This is a genomic window from Sphingobium sp. (assembly GCF_032153725.1).
GTDB lineage: Bacteria > Pseudomonadota > Alphaproteobacteria > Sphingomonadales > Sphingomonadaceae > Sphingobium.
On the sequence record NZ_JALDYQ010000004.1, the window covers coordinates 26,776 to 48,298 of the forward strand.

Consider the following 21,523-nt stretch of genomic DNA (forward strand, 5'->3'; position numbering starts at 1 on the left):
CAGGAGCTTCAGCGCACCGGCAACTGGTTCAGTTCAGCGATCTTGAGCTTGCCAAGCTGCGCCATGTGCACCTCGTCCGGGCCGTCCGCGAAGCGCAGGTAGCGCGCATTCATGAAGGCGGCGGCGGGCGGGAAGTCGCTCGAAATGCCGATGCCGCCGAATACCTGCATGGCGCGGTCGGCCACGGTCTGGGTCATGCGCGGCGCGACGATCTTGATCGCGGCGATCAGGTCCTTCGCGACCTTGTTGCCGTGGCGGTCCATCGCATCGGCGGCCTTCAGCGTCAGCAAGCGCGCCTGCTCGATCTCGCAGAAGGAGAGGGCGATATCCTGCCGGATGCTCCCCTGATCGGCCAGCTTGCGGCCGAAGGCGACGCGGCTCTCCACCCGCCGCGCCATATATTCCAGCGCCCGCTGCGCCTGCCCGACAAGGCGCATGCAATGATGGATGCGGCCCGGCCCGAGGCGGCCCTGCGCGATCTCGAACCCGCGCCCCTCGCCCAGGATCAGGTTGGCTTTGGGCACACGCACATCCTTGAACAGCATCTCCGCATGGCCGCCGGGCGAATGCACCGCGTTCATGACGTCGAGCGGGCGGACGATCTCGATCCCCGGCGTACCTGCCGGGATCAGTATCTGCGAATGCTGCTGGTGACGCGGCCCGTCATTGGGTGTTTTGCCAAGCAGGATAAAAATCTTGGTGTTGGGATCGAGTGCACCCGAAATCCACCATTTGCGGCCGTTGATGACATAATCGTCGCCGTCCGCGATGATCGTCGTCGCCACATTGGTCGCATCCGATGAAGCCACTTCCGGCTCCGTCATCACATAGGAGGAGCGGATCGTCCCATCCAGCAATGGCTTCAGCCACTGTTCCTGCTGATCCGGCGTGCCATAGCGGGCCAGCACTTCCATATTGCCGGTATCGGGCGCGGAGCAGTTGAAATATTCCGACGATCCGATCACCCGGCCCATGATCTCGGCCAGCGGCGCATATTCCAGATTGGTGAGGCCGGGGCTCCATTCGCCATATTCATGTGGCAGGAACAGGTTCCACAGGCCCGCTTGCCTGGCCTTGGCCTTGATCTCCTCCGTGCCCGGCCAGCGTTTCCATAAATTGGCGGGATCATGGTGGAAATGGTCGCGCTCCTTCTCCCTCGGATAGACATGCGCGTCCATGAATTCGATGAGCTGCGCCCGCAGCGCCTTCACCTTGTCGGAATATTCGAAGTCCATCGCACGGTCCTTTTTGGAAAAATTCAGGTGAGGGTGAGGCCGCCATCCACAACCAGCGTCTGCCCGCAAATATAGCCGGAGAGGGGGGAGGCGAGGAACAATGCAACCCCGGCCATTTCCTCGACCGAACCGAAACGACCCATGGGAATCTTCGCCAGCGCGCGTTCCCGCCGTTCGTCATTCTCCATCGTCACCTTCGTCATCTTGGTATCGACCAGCGACGGCGCGATGCCGTTGACGCGGATGCCTTCGCCCGCCCAGGCAATGGCCAGCGCCCGCACCAGATTGACCGCGCCCGCCTTGGACGCGGCATAGGCCGGATTGCCGAAGGTCGCCTTGAACGCGCCGATGGAACTGACGGCGATGATGCTACCCTTGGCGGCGGCCAGCGCTTCCCGGCAAAGATTGGAAATATGCAGGATGGAGTCGAGATTGACCGCCATCACCTTGTTCCAGCCCTCGACCTCGAATTCCTGCCGCCGATAGAGAACAGCCCCCTGCGAGTGGATCAGCACGTCGAGCTTCTCGAAAGGCACAGGCGCCGCCGCGATCGCCGCCGCATCACTGACATCGACCTGCGTATAGCCCACGCCCTCAAGGTCGGAGCCTTCCTCCCCGGCATAGTCCGCCGCGCTCGCCCGCGTGCCCCAGACATGGACCTCCGCGCCGCGCTGGCGGAAGGCCTGCGCCATGCCATTGCCGATGCCGCTCGATCCGCCGACCACCAGCACCGTCTTTCCGGTGAAGTCGAGTTCGTTGGTCAAAGGAAATTCCCCTTCTGCATGTCAGCGGATCAGCGCTTGCGCGCGCTCGAAAAGATGAATGGCCCGGCCATGGAGCCTGTCGCCCGTCTCCCGCGGCGCCTTGCCCGCACAGGCGCGCGCATAAGTGCCCTCCAGCAGGATGCCGAGCTTGTAACAGGCCAGCACATGATACCAGTCGACCGCCGACAGATCGCGCGCCGACCCTTCGGCATAGCGCGTCACCAGTTCCCCGGCGGTCGGAAAACCATCCCAGGGCTTAACGGATACGGTGCTTTCCGATTTCCCATCCGGCCATGTCGCCAGCACCCATCCCAGATCCAGCAACGGATCGCCAATGGTCGCCAATTCCCAATCGATGATCGCCGCCAGTTCCGGTCCATCCGGCCGATACATCACATTGGCGAGATGATAGTCGCCATGCATGATCCCCGGCCTGAACCGCTCCGGTCGATGTCGTTCCAGCCAGTCTCCAACGGCGCTGACCGAGGGCAAAGCCTCCGGCCCGGCCCATCCGTCAAATTCGCCATAGCTTGCAAGCTGCGAGCGCCAGCGATCCACCTGCCGCCCCAGAAAATTCTCCGGCTTCCCGAAATCGGCCAGCCCCAGCGCCACATGATCCTGCGCCCCCAGCGCCGCGATCCCGTCCACCAGAGCCAGTCCCATCGCATGGCGCATTTCCGGTGAACTCGCATGCGGCTCCGGCAATTGCCCAACCGGATTGAAGCCGTCCACCGGCTCCATCAGATAGAAGGCGATGCCCAGCACGCTTTCATCGCCGCAATCCGCGATCAGTCCCGGATGCGGCACATCCGTGCCGGCCAAGGCACGGAGCAACCGCGCCTCGCGCCGCATCGTCTCATTGCTGTTCGGGCGAGGGTGCGCTGGCGGCCGACGGAACACATAATCGCGCCCGTCACGGCTGAAGCGCAGCAGGATATTCTGGGTGCCCCCCGCCAGCGGCGTCACGTCATTGAGCGGACCGGAGCCCAGCCCCTGATCCGTCATCCACGCTGCCAGCGACTCGATGTCGATTGCCGCTTTTCCTGGCGATTCCACTTAGGCATCCCTCACATTTCTCGACTGTTTGACCGTCGATTAGATCAATTGGATAATGCACTTGACGAAGCGCCTTGGCAATGAGAAAAATGCACACATGGTCAGACTTCAACTCGCCAGGGCCGATGAGGCCATCCGCAGCGCCGCTGCCGAGCAGATCAAGAAAGTCGCGCTTCGCCTGTTCGCCGAACGGGGCGTGGACGGCGTCACCGTGCGTGAGATCGCGGCGGCGGCGGGACAGAAGAATCATGGCGCCGTCGGCTATTATTTCGGCTCCAAGGAAGCACTGGTCCGCGCCATCGTGATGGATGGCGCGATGGCACTGGACCGTGAACGCAATGCGGCGCTTGACGCGCTGGAGGTTCAGGGCGGCCCCCGCACGATCCGGCAAGTGGTGGATATCCTCATCGAGCCGGTTCTGCACTTGCCCGACGAGCATTATGTCCAGTTCATAGTCATCTTCGCCATGACTCATCGGGACATGATGCTGGATGCCATCGATCCGGCCTGGAACAGCGCCTACGGCCGGTGCCTCGACCATTTGCGCCGCTTGATGCCGCATTTGCCGGCGGCGCTCCAGAATCAGCGCTTCGTGTTCATGGGCGCCTATATCAGCGCCGTCCTGTCTGCCCGCCAGCGCGCTTTGGCGGACCATAGCCGCGATCATCCGATGTGGGGCAATGATGCGAGCCTGGAGCATTTCGTCCAATCACTGGTTGCCTTGCTGGATGCGCCGACCGATCTTCCGCCGGCGCTGCTGGCCGGCCTGCCGAAGCGGGAGGGCGTGATGCTGGAACATCCGGGTCCCGTGGGTTGAAGTTGGGGGCAACGTCCAGCAGAACAGAATGAATGACATGGAGCGGTACGAATGACAGGCAGGGACAGGATGAATGAACAGGCAAGTGCGTTGCTGAACGCGCCCCTGCCCGATCTTCTCGCCGCTGCGTCCGCGCTGCGTGATGAGGGGCATGGCCGGGTGCAGAGCTGGTCGCGCAAGGTGTTCATCCCATTGACCCAGCTTTGCCGCAATCTCTGCCATTATTGCACCTTCTCCCAGCCGCCACGCCCGGGCGAAAATGCCTATATGACGCGTGATGAGGTGCTGGCCGTTGCCCGCGCGGGCAGGGCGGCGGGCTGCACGGAGGCGCTCTTCACTCTGGGCGACAAGCCCGAACTGCGTTTCGCCGCGGCGCGTGAGGAACTGGCGCGGCTCGGCCATTCCAGTACCATTTCCTACCTGATTGAAATGGCCGCACTGGTGCGCGACGAAACGGGACTGCTGCCGCATATCAACGCAGGCGTCATGACCCGCGAGGAAATGGCCGCGCTCCGCCGCGTGTCGGTATCGCAGGGCCTGATGCTGGAGTCCGTTTCCGACCGTCTATGCGCGAAGGGTGGGGCCCATTACCGCTCGCCCGACAAGGAACCGGCGGCGCGGCTGGAGACGATCCGGCTGGCGGGCGAACTGCAAATTCCCTTCACCACCGGCATATTGATCGGCATTGGTGAAACCCGCGCCGAACGGATCGAAGCCATCCAAGCGATCCGCGACTTGCATGCGCGCTACGGCCATATTCAGGAAGTCATCGTCCAGAATTTCCGCGCGAAGGAACGCACGGTGATGGCGAACGCGCCGGAACCGGACATGGACGAACTGCTCTGGACCATATCCGTGGCGCGCCTGATTTTGGGGCCGCAGATGAATATCCAGGCGCCACCGAACCTGTCGGCGGCCGATTTCCCGCGCCTGATGTCGGCAGGGATCAACGATTGGGGCGGCGTCTCGCCGGTGACGCCCGATCATGTGAACCCCGAAGCCCCATGGCCCGAAGTTGAGCGTCTGCGCATGGCGACCGAAGGCGAGGGGCGGATGCTGGTGGCGCGTCTGCCGGTTTATCGCGCCTATGCGCAGGATAATGGTCGCTGGCAGGACAAGGCGATGATCCGCTATATCCTCGCCCATGCCGATGCGGAAGGCTTTGCCCGAGAGGATCGATGGTCGCCCGGCATCGCGTTGGAACCCCGCGTCACGCGTCCTTCAACCCTGCCAGTCGATCCGATGATCGCCGCCATCGTCAACCGCGCCACGACAGGCGCGCTGCTGGAAGAGGAGGAAATCACCACCCTCTTCTCGGCCCGCGAATCCGACCTTGAACATATTTGTGACAGCGCCGATGCCTTGCGCGAACAGATGATGGGCGATGCCATCACCTATGTCGTCAATCGCAACATCAACTATACCAATATCTGCGCCTATAAATGCAGCTTCTGCGCCTTTTCGAAGGGGGACAAGGCGGAGCAACTGCGTGGGCGTCCCTATGATCTCGACCTTGAAGAAGTCGTCCGCCGCACCCGCGAGGCATGGGATCGCGGCGGCACGGAGGTCTGCCTGCAAGGCGGCATCCACCCGCATTATACCGGCGATACCTATATCAACCTTGCCAAAGCCGTCCGCGCCGCCGTGCCGGACATGCACATCCACGCCTTCTCGCCGCTGGAGGTGTCGCAGGGCGCGGCGACTTCGGGCCTGACGGTCGAGCAGTTCCTGATCCGCCTCAAGCAGGCCGGCCTCGATACGCTCCCCGGCACGGCGGCGGAGATATTGGACGACGAAGTCCGCGCCATCATCTGTCCCGACAAGCTGACGACCGATCAATGGCTCCATGTCGTCGAAACCGCGCACAAGGTCGGTTTCCGCACCACCTCCACCATCATGTTCGGCCATGTCGACACGCCCCGCCACTGGGCACGCCACCTGATCCGCATCCGCGATCTCCAGCGCCGCACCGGCGGCTTCACAGAGTTCGTGCCGCTGCCCTTCGTCCATATGGAAGCGCCCATGGGCCTGCGCGGCGAGGCGCGCCACGGCCCGACCTTCCGCGAAGTCCGCCTGATGCATGCCGTCGCGCGGCTCGCGCTGCACCCGCATATCCGCTCGATCCAGACCAGTTGGGTCAAGCTGGGCGGGGAGGGGGCGAAGGCCTGCCTCACTTCCGGTGCCAATGATCTGGGCGGGACGCTGATGAACGAGAGCATTTCCCGCGCCGCAGGGACGCAGCATGGCCAGGAAATGCCGCCCCCTGCGATGGAAGGGCTGATCCGCTCGCTCGGCCGCACCCCGCGCCAGCGCAGCACCGCCTATGGGGCGGTCGCGCAGCATATGCATGACCGTGGCATGGCTGCGGCCCCACTCACGCCCATGATCCTTACGCCTCCGCGCAGGCGCCAAAAAGAACAGGAGAGGTTAGCCTATGTCGAATGAAGCTCTGCCCAGGATCGCCGTTCTTGGCGGCACCGGCAAGGAAGGAGGCGGCCTCGCGCTCCGCTGGGCGCATAAGGGCCATCAGGTCATCATCGGCAGCCGCACTGCCGAGCGTGCGCAGGAAGCCGCCGCGCAGATGAACGAGGTGCTGGGCGAAGGCACCGTCACCGGCGCCGCCAACCCGGATGCGGCCGCTCAGGCCGATATCGTCGTCCTTGCCGTACCCTTTGCCGCGCAGCAATCGACGGTGAAGGATGTCGAACCGGCGCTGGCGGGCAAGATCCTGATCGACGTGACTGTCCCGCTGGTCCCGCCGAAGGTCAGCCGCGTGCAGCTCCCCAACGGTGGCTCCGCCGTCGAAGCCGTGCAGAAAATGCTGGGCGAGGGGGTTCGCGTCGTCTCCGCCTTCCAGAATATCAGCGCGCATCATCTGACTAAGCTGGACGAGGAGATCGAATGCGATGTCCTCGTCTGCGCCGACGACAGCGAAGCCGCCGATATGGTGGTCGCGCTGGCGCAGTTAATCGGCCTACGCGCCTGGAATGCCGGGCCGCTCTGCAATTCGGTCGTGGCGGAGGGGCTTACTTCCGTCCTGATCGCGCTCAACCGCAAATATAAGGTTCCCGGCTCCGGCATCCGCATCACCGGCGTCTGAAGAGGAGAGAAATCATGGCAGAAGCCTATATCGCCGCCGTCGCGCGCAGCGCAGGCGGCAAGCGGGGCGGTCGCCTCGCCGCCGTCCATCCCGCCGATCTCGCGGGCAAAGTCCTCGCAGGGCTTGTCGAGCGCTCCGGCATCGACCCCGCCGCTGTCGAGGATGTCATCATGGGCTGCGCCTGTCCCGGCGGCGAGCAGGGCGCGAACATCGCCCGCAACGCCGTCCTCGCTTCGGGCCTGCCCGAATCCGTCCCCGGCACGCATGTCGACCGCCAGTGCGGCTCGTCGCAACAGGCACTGCACTTCGCCGCCGCGACCGTCATGTCCGGCGTGCAGGATGTGGTGATCGCCGCCGGCGTCGAAAGCATGACCCGCGTTCCCATGGGCCTTCCCTGGACGCTGGCCGCCAAACATGGCTTTGGCACCTATCGCAGCCCCGGCATCGAGGCGCGTTATCCGAACCAGCCTTTCAGCCAGTTCGGCGGCGCCGAAATGCTGGCGAAGAAATATGGCCTGAGCCGTGACGTTCTCGATGCCTACGCCCTCGAAAGCCACCGCCGCGCCGCCGCCGCGACGCAAGCGGGCAAGTTCGACGCCGAAATCATCCCCCTGGAAGTCGTCAGCCCGGAAGGCGAAACCGTCCTCCACAGGATCGACGAGGGCATCCGCTTCGACGCCACATTGGAAAGGATCGCCGGCGTCAAGCTTCTGACCGAGGATGGCGTGATCTCCGCCGCCAATGCCAGCCAGATTTGCGACGGCGCTGCCGCACTGCTGGTAGTCAATGAACGCGGCCTCAAGACGCTTGGCCTGACCCCGCTGGCCCGGGTGCATGAAATGACGGTGCTGGGTCATGATCCGGTGATCATGCTCGAAGCGCCCATCCCTGCCACGGAAAAGGCGCTGGCCAGAGCGGGCATGAAGCTGGCCGATATCGACCTCTATGAAGTCAACGAAGCCTTTGCTCCGGTCCCGCTGGCATGGATGCAGGCGCTTGACGCCGATCCGGCGAAACTAAACGTCCATGGCGGCGCCATTTCCCTGGGCCACCCCCTTGGCGGTTCCGGCGCCAAGCTGATGGCGACCCTGATCAGTGCCCTTCATGACCGGGGTGGCCGATACGGCTTGCAAACCATGTGCGAGGCAGGCGGCATGGCCAACGTCACTATCGTCGAAAGGCTCTGAGAGCGTGGCCCGGATCGCCCTCCCGCCCGGCGACGGAGAGGAGGGCGCCCGCATGTGGTCCCTCCGGCCCGATCTGGGCACTGCCGTTCAAGGCTTTGGCGATGCGCTGCAAGCCGGCGCGCATCTGCCCGTCCGCATCCGCGAAGCCGCCCGCATGCGTATCGCCCATATCAACGGCTGCATTCCCTGCTCGGAAACCCGCGTAGAGGATATGCAGCGCCACGGCCTGACCGAAGATTTCTACGCGGGCGTTGATGACCCCGGCGGCCATGGCGCCTATGCGCCGCGCGAAGCTCTCGCCATTGCTTTCGCCGAACGCTTCGCAAAAGGTTCCGTGGCCTTTGATGATGCCTTCTGGGCAGCGCTCCATGGCGTGTTCAGCCCCGACGAATTGCTGGAACTTGCCACGCATTGCGCCAAATGGCTGGGTCTGGGCCGCCTCAATGCCGTGATGGAGATCGCCACATCCTGCCCGATCCGTATCAGCGCGGGTCCGAACGACTGCTGATCATCCCTTCCCCGTTTCAGCATCACGCGTCCGATGCGGTGACCGACTCCTTGCGCCAAACCGCTCCGGGAACCGGATGCATGGTTAAGCCGTTCACCTTGCAGAAAGAATTGGAGAGGGCCGATGAACGATGCACTGAAACCTCATGCCATGTTCGGCATCCTGTTCGGCCTGCTGGTTTCCATCGAGATGTGGTGCTTCGCCGCTCTTGTGATCAAGGCACTGGAATGATCGTGAGAGGAGGTGGTGAGCCCTGCTGGATTCGAACCAGCGACCTACTGATTAAAAGTCAGTTGCTCTACCGACTGAGCTAAGGGCCCTCATGTCCTGAGGTCCGCACGCACTAGAGGCGGCGATGCGGCTGGTCAACCTCCAGAAATCGCTTTTCGCAATCGTGCGCGCAAATGACGCACGGAAAGCCCGGAAACCGGGTCCCGCCAGCCCGGTGCGACAGAATGCAGCGGCGCCAGCACGAAGTCCCGATCGCGAAATGCGGGATGGGGGATGTGCAACGATCGGCTGTTCCAGCGACCGCCAGACCAGAGGATGATGTCGATGTCCAGACGCCGGGCGCCCCAGCGGATGAAGCGCTGGCGCCCAAGGCCATGCTCGATCGCCTGCAACCGCAGGAGCATGGTTTCGGGTGGCAGGCTGCTTTCCACCAGCAGGGCGCTGTTGGCGAATTTCCGGCGTGACGGCCCGATGGGCGGGGTCATCATGATGGGAGCCACGGCCGATACGGTTCCCAGTTCCGCAATCAGGCGCACCGCGTCCTTCAGCAGGCGCGCCGGCGTCTGTCGAGCCGACAGGGAGCGGTTCGATCCCAATGCGAGCGCATAAATATGACGGGGACTTGTCTTGGCCATCAGGCAGCGCCTATCCCCTCACAATGATGCTGCAAAGCCCTATCCCGCACAGCGAACCGCCCCATGACTGTCAACTCTGCCCCCGCCTGGTCGCATATCGCGAAGAAAATCGGGTGGAACATTCCGACTGGTGGAATGCCCCGGTTCCGGCCTTTGGCGATGATCGGGGCAGGATTGCGATCATCGGCCTTGCGCCCGGCAAATTCGGTGCAAATCGTACGGGCCGGCCCTTCACCGGGGATTATGCAGGCGATCTGCTCTTCGCGACGCTCAGCAAATTCGGGTTGGCGCAAGGCGCGTACGAAGGGCGTGCCGACGACAGCCTGGTGCTGCGGAACATCATCATCCTGAACGCGGTCAAATGCCTGCCGCCGCAGAACAAGCCGCTGCCGGACGAAATCCGCAATTGCCGCGCCTTCCTGAAACCCGCTGTCGCGATGCTCCCCCATGCGCGGGTCTTCGTCGCGCTGGGCCAGATCGCGCACCAGTCCGCAGTCAAGGTTCTGGGCGGCAAGCTCCCCAAAGCCCGCTTCGCTCATCTGGCGGAGCATCGCATGCCCAGCGGGAAGATCGTGATCGATAGCTACCATTGCTCGCGCTACAACCAGAATACCGGCCGGCTGACGGCTGACATGTTCGAGGCCGTATTTGCGCGGGCCGTGGCGCTCAGCGCATGAGATAGTCGAGATAGGCCCCGTCCGGCGGCCCATCAAGCGCCGCCATCATCGGCGCGAACAGACCCTTGTCGAGCAGCGCCCCGGCCGCCTTGTGCGCGCCCACATCGGTCCATTGCTCGATGAAGACGAAGCGCCGTTCATTGCCCAGATCGCGCAGCATCTCCACGCCCTCGCAGCCGGGCAGCGGCCGGACGGCATCGGCCACGGCACGCAGGGCGCTTTCCAGCGCGGCATCCATGCCTTCCTTGGCATGCATCACATAATGGCGGGCAATGGTCACGCGCGTCTCCTTCTGTCAGATGTCCTGCGCGATCCGCGCATAAAGCTCCGGCCGCCGGTCGCGAAAGAAGCCCATGCCCGCACGATGCCTGCGCGCTTGCTCCAGGTCCAAGGTCGCCACCAGTGCGCCATTATCCTTCGCATCGGCCTCTGCGGCGAAATCGCCCCATTCATCGCTGATGAAGCTGTGGCCGTAGAATTTCTGACCATCTTCCTCACCGATGCGATTGGCGGCGATCACGGGCATGCAGTTGCTGACCGCATGGCCGATCATCGCGCGGCGCCACATGCGGCTGGTGTCGAGGTCGGCGTCATAGGGCTCCGAACCGATGGCCGTGGGATAAAACAGCAGTTCCGCGCCCATCAGCGCCATGACCCGCGCGGTTTCGGGATACCATTGGTCCCAGCAGATGCCGACGCCGATCGTGCCGAACTTTGTTTCCCACACCTTGAAGCCCGAATTGCCGGGCCGGAAGTAAAATTTCTCCTGATAGCCCGGTCCGTCGGGAATGTGGCTCTTGCGATAGACGCCCATGATCTCGCCCTCATCATCGATCATGGCGAGCGAATTATAATGATGCTGCCCGTCGCGTTCGAAGAAGCTGGTCGGGATATAGACGCCCTCGGCCTTCGCCACCTTGCGCATTTCCCGCACGGCGGGATGCTCATCCAGGGGCAGGGCGCCCGCGAACAGAGCCTCATCCTGGACCTTGCAGAAATAGGGGCCTTCGAACAGCTCGGGCGGGAGGACGATCTTCGCGCCCCGCGCCGCGGCTTTCACGACATGGCCCGCGACCATTTCGATATTGTCCGCCTGATCGTCGGAAAAGGCGAGCTGGAGCGCGGCGACGGTCACTTTGGTCATTACACGGTCCCTAGAGTGATTCCGAGCCAGATGGCATCATCTGGCGGCTCGAAAATCACGGAAAACAAAAAACTCCCAGAGTCATTCCGGTTCAATCTGAACCGGAATGACTCTAGAGACGGATGCCCATCCGGGCAGCGATGGCAACGGTGAGGAGATAGAGCAGGATTGTCGCCACGCAACCCGCAATCAGCGCGGGCGCGAAGGAAACCCCGCGGCGCAGCAGCATCGGGATCAGCAGGAACATCGGCAGGGACGGGATGACATAATAAAATGTCGCCTCCGCATGCCGCGCCATATTTTCGGCGTCCGGCCTGTCGTTCCACAGCCAGATCATTCCCATCACCGAAATCAGCGGCAGCGAGGCGATCAGCGCGCCCAGCCCCGGATAACGCCGCGACACCACCGACACGATGGCGATGATGATGCCTGAAATCAGCGCCCGCAGCGCCAGCATCGCGCTCATGTGCCGGAGGGCATCTGCTGACTGCAACAGTGGAAGCTGCCGCCGCCCGACAGGATCGCGTCGCTGCGCAGTCCGATGATCTCCCGGCCGGGGAAGAAAGGCCTGAACGCATCCAGAGCCGCCTGATCATTGGGCTGGCCATAGATTGGCACGATGACGGCCGCATTGCCGACGGCGAAATTCATGTAGCTCGCCGGGATGATCTCCCCATCCACCACGACGCGGCCGGGGGAGGGGATGGACGCCACGTCGACGCCATGCGCCCTGGCACGCGCGCGCGCATCGACATAGATGGCCGCATTGGGATCATCCTCCGTGCTCGCCTCTGGCAGCGCCAGAACGCCCGGCGCCACGAAACGGGCCAGATTGTCGACATGCCCGTCCGTATGGTCGTTGAGCAGCCCGTTGCCCAGCCAAAGCATGTCGGACAGGCCCAACGCTCCGGCCAGCAACGTTTCGATCTTGCCCCGATCCAGTTCGGGGTTGCGATTGGGATGGAGCAGGCATTGCTCCGTCGTCACGAACAGGCCGGTGCCGTCGGTATCGACCGCGCCGCCTTCGAACACCCAATGCTGGGTCGATGTCGGCAGGCCCGTCATCGCCGCCAGTCGCGCGCCGATATCCTCATCGCCCGGCATCCGGTATTTGCCGCCCCAGCCATTGAAGCCGAAATCCACCAATGCCCGCTGCGCGCCGCGCAGCACCGCGATCGGCGCCGTGTCGCGCAGCCATACGTCGCCCAGCTTCTGCACCACCACGGTCACACCCGGCGCCACCAGTCCGCGCGCGACCTCCGCATCGTCCTCATCGGCGACCACCAGCCGCACATCCTCGCCCTTGCCATCGGCATGCAGAGCGTTGGCAAAGTCCGCGATCTGCCGCCGCGCCTCATCAAATGCGCCCGGCCATTCCTCGGGACAGGTCGGAAAGCCGATCCAGGTCCACTCATGCGGGGCCCATTCGGCGGGCATACGGAAAGTCATGGGCTTGGCTCCTGTTCACGCGTTCCTGCCGCGCCTCTACAGGATAGCAGTCCGCATGACAGCGGCAAATGCAGGGACGGGCGGTTCGGTTACCCGCTTAATTGCGCAGCCCATTGATCCAGCAGCTTGAAGCCCAGCGGGACATGGAAGCTCAGACCTGCATGAGGGGCCGAGCGCCAGCATACCGTCGCATCGCGCTTGCCAAGTCCATCGATCAGGATCTCGACCTGCATCCCTTCCTCCAGCAAGGCTGCATCGTCCTGGATCATCATGCCGGACAGGGAAATGTCCTTCATCGCGCAGCTGTGCCTGCCGGTTGGCGTCGTCACTGAAACGGGCATGCTGATGTTCAGCCGTACACCGCCCCGTTCGTCGCGTCCGTTTCGTTGCTCGGCCAATATAGTGGAGATGGAGACATGTTCCTCGAACATGAGCAATGCCTGCTCGCCCCGGAAGACGGCGACGATGGCGGGAACGGAAAATCCGTTTCGCAGTCCCAGCGTAACGCTCTGACCAGCCTCCAGCGGCAGGGTGGCGCGAATCAGCGCTTCCCTGGCCGACAGGGAATGAACGACGCATAGGCATTCTCTCTGTGGCGTGATCAGCTTGCCGACGTGTAATATGGTTACAGCGTTATTGATCTCCATGGTGCGACCCATCCCCTCATTTTTGGCGACCCTGATTCTTTTGGGCTTTCTTAAACCTATGGTTTCCGTAGCGTAAACCATGAATGGCGATCGCAAACTGTACGAGAATGGGACAGCATGAAGCGCCGCACCGGGCGCCGTCACGCCAATCCGGAGGTTAGTGGCCGGCGGAAATGCCCGGTCGGATTTTTATTTTCCGCTTCGGCTTCGATCGCGGATGGTGCGGAATTCGTCGCCCGGCACCCAGTTCGGCCAATCCGTCGCGTTCGCGAGCGCGCGCCCCACATCATAGTAAAGCTTCAGATCCGCTTTCACGCCGCTCCAGTCCCAATCGGGATCATATTCGTCCTTGGGGCCGTGATAGCGATGCTCCTCATAATCCTTCGCGGCCTTCGCCCCTGCCGCGGGGCCGCCTTTCACCAGATCCTGCCCACCCTCGAAATAGAGCATCGGCACGCCATGTTTGGCGAAGCTGAAATGGTCGGAGCGGTAATAAAAGCCCTTTTCCGGCGTGGGTTCCAGGCTGGCGACCCGCTTCTGCGCCGCCAGCGCCCGGTCCAGATAGGCGTCGAGCTGTGACTTACCCTTGCCGATCACCACGACATTCTTCGCCAGGCCCGCCATGCTGAGCGCGTCCATATTCACGCCGCCCACGGTCTGGCCCAGCGGAAACACGGGATGATTGCCATAATAGGACGACCCAAGCAGCCCCGATTCCTCCGCCGTCACTGCCAGAAAGACCTGGCTGCGATCCGTTGGTCCCGCCTTCACATTGGCCTGCGCCAATGCCACCAGCGCTGCCGTTCCCGTCGCATTGTCGATCGCGCCGTTGCAGATATCGTCGCCATCGGATGCCGCCTCGCAATGGCCCAGATGATCCCAATGCGCGGCATAGAGTACATATTCATTGGGCCGCGTCTTGCCGGGCAGCAGGGCGACGACATTCTTCGAGCTATGTTTGCGGATGGCATTGTCGAAGCTGAGGTTCGCCTTCACGCCCTTCAGCGGCACCGGCTTGAACCCGCGCTTCTTCGCCGCCGCCATCAGCATGTCGAGGTTCAACCCCGCGCCCGCCATCAGCGCCGCCGCCTTTTCCTTCTGCATCCAGCCGATAGCGGCCGACTGGTCGGCATTGCCGTTCGCGCTGTCCGCCACATGCTGCGCCCCGGTCCAGCTCGACTGCACGACATTCCAGCCATAGGCCGCGGGCACCGTATCATGCACGATGATCGCCGCCGCGGCGCCCTGCCGCGCGGCTTCCTCGAACTTGTAGGTCCAGCGGCCATAATAGGTCATCGCGCGCCCATTGAACGGCCCGCGAAGCGTCGGCGTCTGATAGTCAGGATCGTTCACCAATATGATGACGGTCTTCCCCTTCACATTCACGCCGGCATAGTCGTTCCACTTCTTTTCCGGCGCGTTGATGCCATAGCCGACGAAGACGACCGGACTGTCCTTGATCTCGATATGCGGCTGGCCGGTGCGATAGGTGGCCATCACCATCTCCGGTCCATATTTGGCGGATACCGTCGCCTTGCCGCCGGTAAAGGTCAGCGGCGACACATTCTTCGCGTCGATCTCGACCAGCGGCACATCCTGGAACCAGCTGCCCTTGTTGCCGGGCTTCAGCCCCAGGGCTTCGAAGCGCTGCACCAGATAGGCAAGGGTCTTTTCCTCCCCGACTGTTCCCGGCGCGCGGCCTTCATAAGCGTTGGAGGAGATCTCCTTCACCACCTCCTTCATCGTCTCGATGGAGGGGCCATTGGACGAGGCAGCGAAAACCGGCAGAGCGCAGGACAGCGCTACCAACGGCAGCGGGATCGTGGCGAAAGACAGGCGCATGCAAGGGGACCTCAATATCTGGATCGATGCGATGATGGCACTGCGCAGCGGGGCGGGCAAGCGTCAGCCGTTGACAGTTTTACTGCTGTATATATTGCAAACCCCGCAAGGGGGGTCTTTTCATGCAATTGAAGTTTCTGAATTTTTTGCCATTGATTGCGCTCGCCATGCCGGCACAGGCGCAAAGCGACGCCGCCAAAGCCTTTGGCGCGCGACCGGCCGTTTCCAGTGTCAGCATCTCGCCCGACGGCACGTCGCTGGCGATGATCGAGCCGACCGCGGGTCGCGGATCGGTCGTGTCGGTGCTCAGGATCGGCAGCGCGGAGGAGCGCAGGCAGGTTCTGGCGTCTGACGCCAATCCCGACAATCTGACGTCCTGCGGCTGGCCCACCAATGATCGCATCCTCTGCAACGTCTACCGGATCAGCACCGTGTTCGGACAGAGGACCGGCGAAACGCGCATGCTGGGCGTCAATGCCGACGGGTCGAACATCAGGATGGTGAGCGCCCGGCAAGGCGACACGCAGCTGGGGATAGCGCTGGGCGGCGGCCGGATTCTAGACTGGATGGGGGAGCGGGAGGACGGCACTGTCCTCATGGACCGCTATTATGTTCCGGAACAGACGACCGGACGCATGACCGCGCAGCGGCGGCAGGGTCTGGGCGTCGACCGTGTGAACACGCGCAACCTGTCCCGCTCCATGGTCGAAGTGCCGCGCGGGGACGCGTTTTCCTATATCGCGGATGGCCATGGCACGGTGCGGATCATGGTCACGCGCCCAACCACCAGCATGGGCTATGGTGGCCATCGCTACGAATATTTCTACCGCAAGAAGGGCAGCCGCGACTGGCTGCCGCTTTCGAGCCAGTCCGTGTCGGGCATCGAGGCGAAGGGTTTTCAGGCAGAGGCCGTCGATTCCGATCTGGACGTCGTCTACGGCATCGACGACACCCCAAATGGCCGCGCTGGCGTCTACCGCATCAGCCTGGACGGCAGCATGAGGAAGGAACTGGTCTACGATCGCGCTGATGTCGATGTGACCGACCTGATCCAGATCGGCCGTCAGCATCGCGTCGTCGGCGTCAGCTGGGCCACGGACCGTCGCTATTCGACCTTTTTCGATCCGGAACTGAAGAAATTGGCGGCGGCGCTCGGCAAGGCTTTGCCCAATGCTCCGCTGGTCAGCTTCGTCGATGCCAGCGCGGACGAACAGAAGCTGGTGCTTTATGCCGGCAGCGATATCGATGCTGGCCGCTATTATCTGTTCGACAAGGCGACCAAACAACTGGGCGAGATCATGGCGATCAAACCCGGCCTGGACAAATATAAGCTCTCGCCGGTCAAGCCGGTCGGTTTCCCGGCGTCGGACGGTCAGATGATCCCCGGCTATCTGACCCTGCCGCCCGGCAGCAATGGCAAAGGCCTGCCCGCCATCGTCATGCCCCATGGCGGTCCCTGGTGGCGCGATGAATGGGGCTTCGACTGGCTCGCCCAATTTTTCGCGCATCAGGGCTATGCGGTGTTCCAGCCCAATTTCCGCGGATCGACCGGCTTCGGCACGGATTGGCTGGGCGGCAGCGGCTTTAAATCCTGGCAAAAGTCGATCGGCGATATCAATGATGCGGGCAGATGGCTGGTCAGCCAGGGCATAGCCGACCGGTCGAAACTGGCGATCCTAGGCTGGTCCTATGGCGGCTATGCCGCGCTCCAGTCCGCCGTGGTCGATCCGCAGCTCTACAAGGCGATCGTCGCCATCGCGCCGGTCACCGACATTGGCGATCTTCAGCAGGAATGGAAGAGCGATCTCAGCCCGGCGTCACTGGCGGCGATGTTCGGCGATAGCGCCATCGCCCAGAGCGGATCGCCCGCGCGCCATGCCGATGCCTTCGTTGCGCCGGTGCTGCTCTTCCATGGCGATATCGACCGGAATGTTTCGATCGCGGAGTCCCGTTCCATGGCTTCGCGCCTGAAAGGCAAGGGCAAGTCGGTCGAATTGGTGGAGTACAGGAACCTCGACCATCAACTGAACGACAGCGATGCGCGGGCGCAGATGCTCGACCGCGCCGATCATTTCCTGCGTTCGGCGTTGAAGCTGCCGCCAACCCAATAGGGCAAAGGAAAAGGGCGGCCCAACCGGACCGCCCTTTTCCTTGTTTCGAATATTCGCCGCTGAAATCAGCGCGAATAGAATTCGACGACCAGATTGGGCTCCATCTTCACCGGATAGGGCACTTCGTCCAGCGAGGGAACGCGGACATAGGTGACCTTGGCGGCGCCATCGGGCGACACATAGTCAGGGATGTCGCGCTCGGGCAGGCTCTGCGCTTCCAGAACCAGCGCCATTTCCTGCGCCTTCTTGCCCAAGGTGATCTCGTCGCCCGGCTTCACCAGACGGCTGGCGATGTTGCACTTCACGCCGTTCACATAGATATGGCCGTGCGAAACGATCTGACGGGCCGAGAAGATGGTCGGCGCGAACTTGGCGCGATAGACGACGGCGTCCAGGCGGCGCTCCAGCAGGCCGATCAGGTTCTGGCCGGTATCACCCTTCATGCGGGCGGCTTCGATGTAGCTCTTCTTGAACTGCTTTTCGGTGATGTCGCCGTAATAGCCCTTCAGCTTCTGCTTGGCGCGCAGCTGGATGCCATAGTCCGACATCTTGCCCTTGCGGCGCTGGCCGTGCTGGCCGGGGCCATATTCACGCTTGTTGACCGGGCTCTTGGGGCGGCCCCAGATATTCTCGCCCATGCGGCGGTCGAGTTTGTACTTGGCGCTGGAACGCTTCGACATGATAATTCCTTACAATCGCTAACAACGTCATTCCCGGTCATCGCCTGCTTGCCATAAAGGGGCAGGGCCACCGCTTCACCGGGATGCGGGGCCAATCGCGAAGCGGCGCCTATGACGAAGGGATGACGCTATGTCAACCCTCGACAGGCCCGGTTTCGGGGCTTAGTTGAGCCCTCATGAACCCCGAAAGCTACACGACCATGGCCGAAGTCCGCGCAGGCGTGGACGAACTCGACCGTCAGCTTGTCGCGCTGCTCGACCAGCGTTTCGCCCATATGCGCGCCGCCGCCCGGATCAAGCCGGATCGGGGCCATGTCCGCGATGAACCCCGCAAGGCGGAGGTCGTCGAAAACGTCCGTGCCGAAGCGCAACGCCTCGGCGCGCCCGCCGACGTGATCGCCGGTCTGTGGGAGCAATTGGTCGAAGCCTCGATCGCCTATGAAATGGTGGAGTTCGACCGCCTCAGGGCTTAACGCGCCCGCGGATTCCCCAGCGCGGACAAAACACCGCGCAGGGTCCGAACCTCCAGATGGTTCCAGCCCGGCTTGGTCAGCAGGTTGCGCAAGGTCCGCTTGGTCGCGGGCGCGCGGTCCGGCGGAAAGAAATAGCCCGCGCCTTCGAGCAGAGTCTCGAACTGCGCGATCATCCCCTCCAGCTCCGCCTGCGGAGCCGGTTCGCCCAAATCCACCACGGTCGGCTGCTCCAGAGAAGCCTGTTTGGACCATTCATAGGCGCACAGGATCACTGCCTGCGCCAGATTGAGCGACCCGAACTCCGGATTGATCGGCACGGTCAGGATCTTCCGCGCCAGCGCGACATCCTCGGTTTCCAGTCCCGACCGCTCAGGACCAAACACATAGGCGGAGCGCCTGGTGGCATCATGGATTTCCCGGGCAGCCTCTTCCGGCGTCACCACCGGCTTGGTCACGCCCCGCTTGCGCACGGTGGTCGCATAGACATGCGCGCAGTCCGCGACGGCATCGGCCAGCGTCTCAAACACCTCCGCCTTGTCCAGCACCACATCCGCGCCAGCCGCTGACGGGCCTGCGTCCGGGTTTGGCCAGCCATCGCGCGGCGACACAAGCCGCATCTCGACCAGCCCGAAATTCAACATGGCCCGCGCCGCCTTGCCGATATTTTCGCCCAGCTGCGGCCGGACCAGGACAATGACGGGGGGCAGGGAGGTGGCTCCAGCCTCAGTCACTCCCGACCTCTTTCACGGTCGAGGCGAAATCCTCGAAATCGCGCGCGTCGGTGAAGTCCTTGTAGACGCTGGCGAAGCGGATATAGGAGACGCTGTCGAGGCGCTTCAGCCCGTCCATCACCATCTCGCCAATGGCCCGCGCCGGGACTTCGCCGTCGCCGGATGTTTCCAACTGCCGCTGGATGCCGGAAATCAGCTTTTCCAGACGGCTTGGATCGATCGGGCGTTTGCGGCAGGCAATGCCGATCGACCGCGCCAGCTTGTCGCGATCGAAGGCTTCCTTGCGCCCCTCGCTCTTCACCACCCAGATGTCGCGGAGCTGAATCCGTTCGAAGGTGGTGAAGCGCGCGCCGCAGGCTTCGCACTGACGCCGCCGGCGGATGGCGGCGCCATCCTCCGTCGGGCGGCTGTCCTTTACCTGACTGTCGTCATGGGCACAAAAGGGGCAGCGCAAGCGATCTTACCCTTCGTAGATCGGGAAACGGGCGCAGAGAGCCGAGACGCGCTCCCGCACACTGGCTTCCACGGCGGCATCGCCATGCTCGCCCCCAGAACGCTGGCTGTCGCGCAGGCCTTCCAGAACGTCCGCGATCATGTCGCCGATCGCTTCGAACTCCGCCACGCCGAACCCCCGCGTCGTTCCCGCAGGGGAACCAACACGAATGCCGCTGGTCTTGGTCGGCGGCAGCGGGTCGCCCGGCACGCCATTCTTGTTGCAGGTGATGAAGCTGCGCTCCAGCGCCTCGTCCGCGTCCTTGCCCGAAATGCCATAGGGGCGCAGGTCGATCAGGGCGAGGTGCGTGTCGGTGCCGCCCGAAACCACGGCAAGCCCGCGCTGCTCCAGCTTGCCCGCCAGCGCCTTGGCGTTGGTGACGATGGCCTTGGCATAGGTCTTGAACTCGGGACGCAGCGCCTCACCGAAAGCCACGGCCTTCGCCGCGATGACATGCATCAGCGGCCCGCCCTGAAGGCCGGGGAACACCGCCGAATTGATCTTCTTCGAAATGGCTTCGTCATTGGTCAGGATCATGCCGCCGCGCGGACCGCGCAGGGTCTTGTGGGTGGTGGTGGTCACGACATGGGCATGGCCGAAGGGGGTCGGATGCTCGCCGCCCGCGACCAGACCGGCGAAATGCGCCATGTCCACCATGAACAGCGCGCCGACCTTGTCGGCAATGTTACGGAAACGCGCGAAATCGATATGGCGCGGATAGGCCGAACCGCCCGCGATGATCAGCGAAGGCTTGTTCTCGACCGCCATTGCCTCGACCACGTCATAGTCGATGAGATGCGTATCCTCGCGCACGCCGTACTGCACGGCATTGTACCATTTGCCCGACAGCGCGGGCTTGGCGCCATGCGTCAGATGGCCGCCGGCGTCGAGCGACAGGCCCATGATGGTGTCGCCCGGCTTGGTCAGCGCCAGCATCACCGCGCCGTTCGCCTGCGCGCCTGAATGGGGCTGCACATTGACGAAGCCGCAGTTGAACAGCGCCTTGGCGCGGTCGATGGCAAGCTGCTCGACCTCATCCGATGGCGCGCAGCCCTGATAGTAGCGCTTGCCCGGATAGCCCTCGGCATATTTGTTGGTGAAGACCGACCCCTGCGCCTCCAGCACCGCCTTCGACACGATGTTTTCCGAAGCGATCAGTTCGATCTGGTTCTGTTCGCGCTTCAGCTCCTTGGCGATGCCGCCAAAGACCGCCGGATCGGCATCGGCCAGGCCGCGCGTGAAATAGCCTTCCGAACGGATGTCGGACAGGGGGGAGAGGGTGGCTGTGCTCATGCAAAGTCTCCTTACAGCGCGGGCTTGGACAGTTTCTCGACGCGGCCAGCATGGCGGCCACCGCCGAAGTCAGTGGAAAGAAAAGCGGCGACGCAGGCCTTGGCCATGTCCACGCCGATCAGGCGCGCGCCCAGGGCAAGGACGTTGGCGTCATTATGCTCACGCGAAAGTGCGGCGGACAGTGGTTCGGATACCAGAGCGCAGCGGCAGGCGGGGTTGCGGTTGACGGCAATCGAAATGCCGATGCCCGATCCGCAGAGCGCAATGCCACGCTCTGCTGCGCCCGAAGCCACGGCAATGCCGAGCTTGTAGCCAAAATCGGGATAGTCCACCCGGTCGATTGTCGCCGGACCCAGATCATCGACCTCATGGCCCTCGGCGCGCAGCCAGTCTGCGAGTTCCGCCTTCAGATCAACGGCGGCATGATCGGAAGCGATAGCGATTTTCACC

General features: G+C 63.2%; 22 protein-coding genes, 1 tRNA gene and 1 pseudogene. 8 read left to right on the forward strand and 16 right to left on the reverse strand.

From position 1 onward, the window contains the following. Positions 1–8: 8 nt before the first annotated feature. Genes RUH75_RS02575 through RUH75_RS02585 form a run of 3 tightly spaced genes read right to left on the reverse strand, consistent with a single transcriptional unit; the run spans position 9 to position 3,055 of the window. On the reverse strand, positions 9–1,235 hold the full coding sequence (locus tag RUH75_RS02575; RefSeq protein ID WP_313801891.1) for an acyl-CoA dehydrogenase family protein: 1,227 nt from the start codon (positions 1,233–1,235) through the stop codon (positions 9–11). A 23-nt stretch (positions 1,236–1,258) separates the two neighbouring features. Further along, positions 1,259–1,999, reverse strand: coding sequence for an SDR family NAD(P)-dependent oxidoreductase (locus tag RUH75_RS02580; RefSeq protein WP_313801893.1), 741 nt, complete (start codon positions 1,997–1,999; stop codon positions 1,259–1,261). Positions 2,000–2,020: 21 nt separating this feature from the next. Further along, a complete protein-coding gene (locus RUH75_RS02585; protein ID WP_313801895.1) occupies positions 2,021–3,055 on the reverse strand; it encodes a phosphotransferase family protein in 1,035 nt (344 codons plus the stop codon). A 97-nt stretch (positions 3,056–3,152) separates the two neighbouring features. Between RUH75_RS02585 and RUH75_RS02590 the strand changes: the two genes are divergently transcribed. From RUH75_RS02590 to RUH75_RS02610, 5 genes are read left to right on the forward strand one after another with little or no spacing between them, the layout of a single operon-like run. Further along, positions 3,153–3,872, forward strand: a complete 720-nt coding sequence (locus tag RUH75_RS02590) for a helix-turn-helix domain-containing protein (RefSeq protein ID WP_313801897.1) — start codon at positions 3,153–3,155, stop codon at positions 3,870–3,872. A 51-nt stretch (positions 3,873–3,923) separates the two neighbouring features. Next, positions 3,924–6,317 carry a 5-amino-6-(D-ribitylamino)uracil--L-tyrosine 4-hydroxyphenyl transferase CofH gene (gene cofH, locus RUH75_RS02595; RefSeq protein ID WP_313801899.1) on the forward strand — a complete coding sequence of 798 codons (2,394 nt, stop codon included), beginning with the start codon at positions 3,924–3,926 and terminating at the stop codon, positions 6,315–6,317. Continuing rightward, positions 6,307–6,972 (forward strand): NADPH-dependent F420 reductase, encoded by a 666-nt coding sequence (gene npdG, locus RUH75_RS02600; RefSeq protein ID WP_313801901.1) that lies wholly within the window; start codon positions 6,307–6,309, stop codon positions 6,970–6,972. The genes cofH and npdG overlap by 11 nt, the downstream gene beginning before the upstream one ends. A gap of 14 nt (positions 6,973–6,986) precedes the next feature. Further along, the gene (locus RUH75_RS02605) at positions 6,987–8,159 is read left to right on the forward strand and encodes an acetyl-CoA C-acetyltransferase (protein WP_313801903.1); all 1,173 of its coding nucleotides are present in this window, start codon (positions 6,987–6,989) and stop codon (positions 8,157–8,159) included. Positions 8,160–8,211: 52 nt separating this feature from the next. Next, positions 8,212–8,667, forward strand: a complete 456-nt coding sequence (locus RUH75_RS02610) for a carboxymuconolactone decarboxylase family protein (protein ID WP_313801905.1) — start codon at positions 8,212–8,214, stop codon at positions 8,665–8,667. A 244-nt stretch (positions 8,668–8,911) separates the two neighbouring features. Here RUH75_RS02610 and RUH75_RS02615 read toward each other — a convergent pair. Further along, positions 8,912–8,987, reverse strand: a tRNA-Lys gene (locus RUH75_RS02615). A 45-nt stretch (positions 8,988–9,032) separates the two neighbouring features. Next, a complete protein-coding gene (gene folK / locus RUH75_RS02620) occupies positions 9,033–9,533 on the reverse strand; it encodes a 2-amino-4-hydroxy-6-hydroxymethyldihydropteridine diphosphokinase (protein ID WP_313801907.1) in 501 nt (166 codons plus the stop codon). A gap of 23 nt (positions 9,534–9,556) precedes the next feature. Between folK and RUH75_RS02625 the strand changes: the two genes are divergently transcribed. Then, positions 9,557–10,210 (forward strand): uracil-DNA glycosylase, encoded by a 654-nt coding sequence (locus RUH75_RS02625; RefSeq protein WP_313801909.1) that lies wholly within the window; start codon positions 9,557–9,559, stop codon positions 10,208–10,210. Here the strand turns inward: RUH75_RS02625 and RUH75_RS02630 are convergent. From RUH75_RS02630 to RUH75_RS02655, 6 genes are all read right to left on the reverse strand, one after another. After that, positions 10,200–10,490, reverse strand: a complete 291-nt coding sequence (locus RUH75_RS02630; protein ID WP_313801911.1) for an antibiotic biosynthesis monooxygenase family protein — start codon at positions 10,488–10,490, stop codon at positions 10,200–10,202. The genes RUH75_RS02625 and RUH75_RS02630 overlap by 11 nt on opposite strands. Positions 10,491–10,505: 15 nt before the next feature. Next, entirely contained in the window at positions 10,506–11,354 is an 849-nt protein-coding gene (gene aguB / locus RUH75_RS02635; protein ID WP_313801913.1) for an N-carbamoylputrescine amidase, read from the reverse strand. Between the two features lie 112 nt (positions 11,355–11,466). Next, positions 11,467–11,820 (reverse strand): DUF3147 family protein, encoded by a 354-nt coding sequence (locus RUH75_RS02640; protein WP_313801915.1) that lies wholly within the window; start codon positions 11,818–11,820, stop codon positions 11,467–11,469. Then, on the reverse strand, positions 11,817–12,803 hold the full coding sequence (locus RUH75_RS02645) for an agmatine deiminase family protein (protein ID WP_313801917.1): 987 nt from the start codon (positions 12,801–12,803) through the stop codon (positions 11,817–11,819). Before RUH75_RS02645 ends, RUH75_RS02640 begins: the two co-directional genes overlap by 4 nt. Before the next feature lie 89 nt (positions 12,804–12,892). Continuing rightward, a complete protein-coding gene (locus tag RUH75_RS02650; RefSeq protein WP_313801919.1) occupies positions 12,893–13,450 on the reverse strand; it encodes a PilZ domain-containing protein in 558 nt (185 codons plus the stop codon). Positions 13,451–13,639: 189 nt separating this feature from the next. Next, on the reverse strand, positions 13,640–15,292 hold the full coding sequence (locus RUH75_RS02655) for a M28 family peptidase (RefSeq protein ID WP_313801921.1): 1,653 nt from the start codon (positions 15,290–15,292) through the stop codon (positions 13,640–13,642). A 122-nt stretch (positions 15,293–15,414) separates the two neighbouring features. Between RUH75_RS02655 and RUH75_RS02660 the strand changes: the two genes are divergently transcribed. Continuing rightward, entirely contained in the window at positions 15,415–17,403 is a 1,989-nt protein-coding gene (locus tag RUH75_RS02660) for a S9 family peptidase (RefSeq protein WP_313801923.1), read from the forward strand. A gap of 65 nt (positions 17,404–17,468) precedes the next feature. On the opposite strand, the gene rpsD is transcribed toward RUH75_RS02660, so the two are convergent. Next, positions 17,469–18,083, reverse strand: coding sequence for a 30S ribosomal protein S4 (gene rpsD / locus RUH75_RS02665; protein WP_046762747.1), 615 nt, complete (start codon positions 18,081–18,083; stop codon positions 17,469–17,471). A 176-nt stretch (positions 18,084–18,259) separates the two neighbouring features. Between rpsD and RUH75_RS02670 the strand changes: the two genes are divergently transcribed. After that, positions 18,260–18,556 carry a chorismate mutase gene (locus RUH75_RS02670; protein ID WP_313801926.1) on the forward strand — a complete coding sequence of 99 codons (297 nt, stop codon included), beginning with the start codon at positions 18,260–18,262 and terminating at the stop codon, positions 18,554–18,556. Here RUH75_RS02670 and RUH75_RS02675 read toward each other — a convergent pair. The 4 genes and pseudogenes from RUH75_RS02675 to rpiB all read right to left on the reverse strand — a co-directional run. Then, a pseudogene (locus RUH75_RS02675) lies at positions 18,553–19,266 on the reverse strand (RNA methyltransferase); the annotation flags it as partial. The gene RUH75_RS02670 and the pseudogene RUH75_RS02675 sit on opposite strands and share 4 nt — an antisense overlap. Positions 19,267–19,279: 13 nt before the next feature. Next, positions 19,280–19,741: a transcriptional regulator NrdR gene (gene nrdR / locus RUH75_RS02680; RefSeq protein WP_313801927.1), complete on the reverse strand. Its 462-nt coding sequence runs from the start codon at positions 19,739–19,741 to the stop codon at positions 19,280–19,282. Positions 19,742–19,747: 6 nt separating this feature from the next. Next, on the reverse strand, positions 19,748–21,073 hold the full coding sequence (glyA, locus tag RUH75_RS02685; RefSeq protein WP_313801928.1) for a serine hydroxymethyltransferase: 1,326 nt from the start codon (positions 21,071–21,073) through the stop codon (positions 19,748–19,750). A gap of 11 nt (positions 21,074–21,084) precedes the next feature. Next, a complete protein-coding gene (gene rpiB, locus RUH75_RS02690) occupies positions 21,085–21,522 on the reverse strand; it encodes a ribose 5-phosphate isomerase B (RefSeq protein ID WP_313801929.1) in 438 nt (145 codons plus the stop codon). Position 21,523 lies beyond the last annotated feature (1 nt).

What these genes read in the sequence shown, in the direction of transcription:
- RUH75_RS02575 (WP_313801891.1), bottom strand. Translation starts at nt 1,235, where the DNA reads ATGGACTTCGAATATTCCGACAAGGTGAAGGCGCTGCGGGCGCAGCTC.
- RUH75_RS02590 (WP_313801897.1), top strand. Translation starts at nt 3,153, where the DNA reads ATGGTCAGACTTCAACTCGCCAGGGCCGATGAGGCCATCCGCAGCGCC.
- cofH (WP_313801899.1), top strand. Translation starts at nt 3,924, where the DNA reads ATGACAGGCAGGGACAGGATGAATGAACAGGCAAGTGCGTTGCTGAAC.
- npdG (WP_313801901.1), top strand. Translation starts at nt 6,307, where the DNA reads ATGTCGAATGAAGCTCTGCCCAGGATCGCCGTTCTTGGCGGCACCGGC.
- RUH75_RS02605 (WP_313801903.1), top strand. Translation starts at nt 6,987, where the DNA reads ATGGCAGAAGCCTATATCGCCGCCGTCGCGCGCAGCGCAGGCGGCAAG.
- RUH75_RS02610 (WP_313801905.1), top strand. Translation starts at nt 8,212, where the DNA reads ATGTGGTCCCTCCGGCCCGATCTGGGCACTGCCGTTCAAGGCTTTGGC.
- folK (WP_313801907.1), bottom strand. Translation starts at nt 9,533, where the DNA reads ATGGCCAAGACAAGTCCCCGTCATATTTATGCGCTCGCATTGGGATCG.
- RUH75_RS02625 (WP_313801909.1), top strand. Translation starts at nt 9,557, where the DNA reads ATGATGCTGCAAAGCCCTATCCCGCACAGCGAACCGCCCCATGACTGT.
- aguB (WP_313801913.1), bottom strand. Translation starts at nt 11,354, where the DNA reads ATGACCAAAGTGACCGTCGCCGCGCTCCAGCTCGCCTTTTCCGACGAT.
- RUH75_RS02640 (WP_313801915.1), bottom strand. Translation starts at nt 11,820, where the DNA reads ATGAGCGCGATGCTGGCGCTGCGGGCGCTGATTTCAGGCATCATCATC.
- RUH75_RS02645 (WP_313801917.1), bottom strand. Translation starts at nt 12,803, where the DNA reads ATGACTTTCCGTATGCCCGCCGAATGGGCCCCGCATGAGTGGACCTGG.
- RUH75_RS02650 (WP_313801919.1), bottom strand. Translation starts at nt 13,450, where the DNA reads ATGGAGATCAATAACGCTGTAACCATATTACACGTCGGCAAGCTGATC.
- RUH75_RS02655 (WP_313801921.1), bottom strand. Translation starts at nt 15,292, where the DNA reads ATGCGCCTGTCTTTCGCCACGATCCCGCTGCCGTTGGTAGCGCTGTCC.
- RUH75_RS02660 (WP_313801923.1), top strand. Translation starts at nt 15,415, where the DNA reads ATGCAATTGAAGTTTCTGAATTTTTTGCCATTGATTGCGCTCGCCATG.
- rpsD (WP_046762747.1), bottom strand. Translation starts at nt 18,083, where the DNA reads ATGTCGAAGCGTTCCAGCGCCAAGTACAAACTCGACCGCCGCATGGGC.
- RUH75_RS02670 (WP_313801926.1), top strand. Translation starts at nt 18,260, where the DNA reads ATGAACCCCGAAAGCTACACGACCATGGCCGAAGTCCGCGCAGGCGTG.
- glyA (WP_313801928.1), bottom strand. Translation starts at nt 21,073, where the DNA reads ATGAGCACAGCCACCCTCTCCCCCCTGTCCGACATCCGTTCGGAAGGC.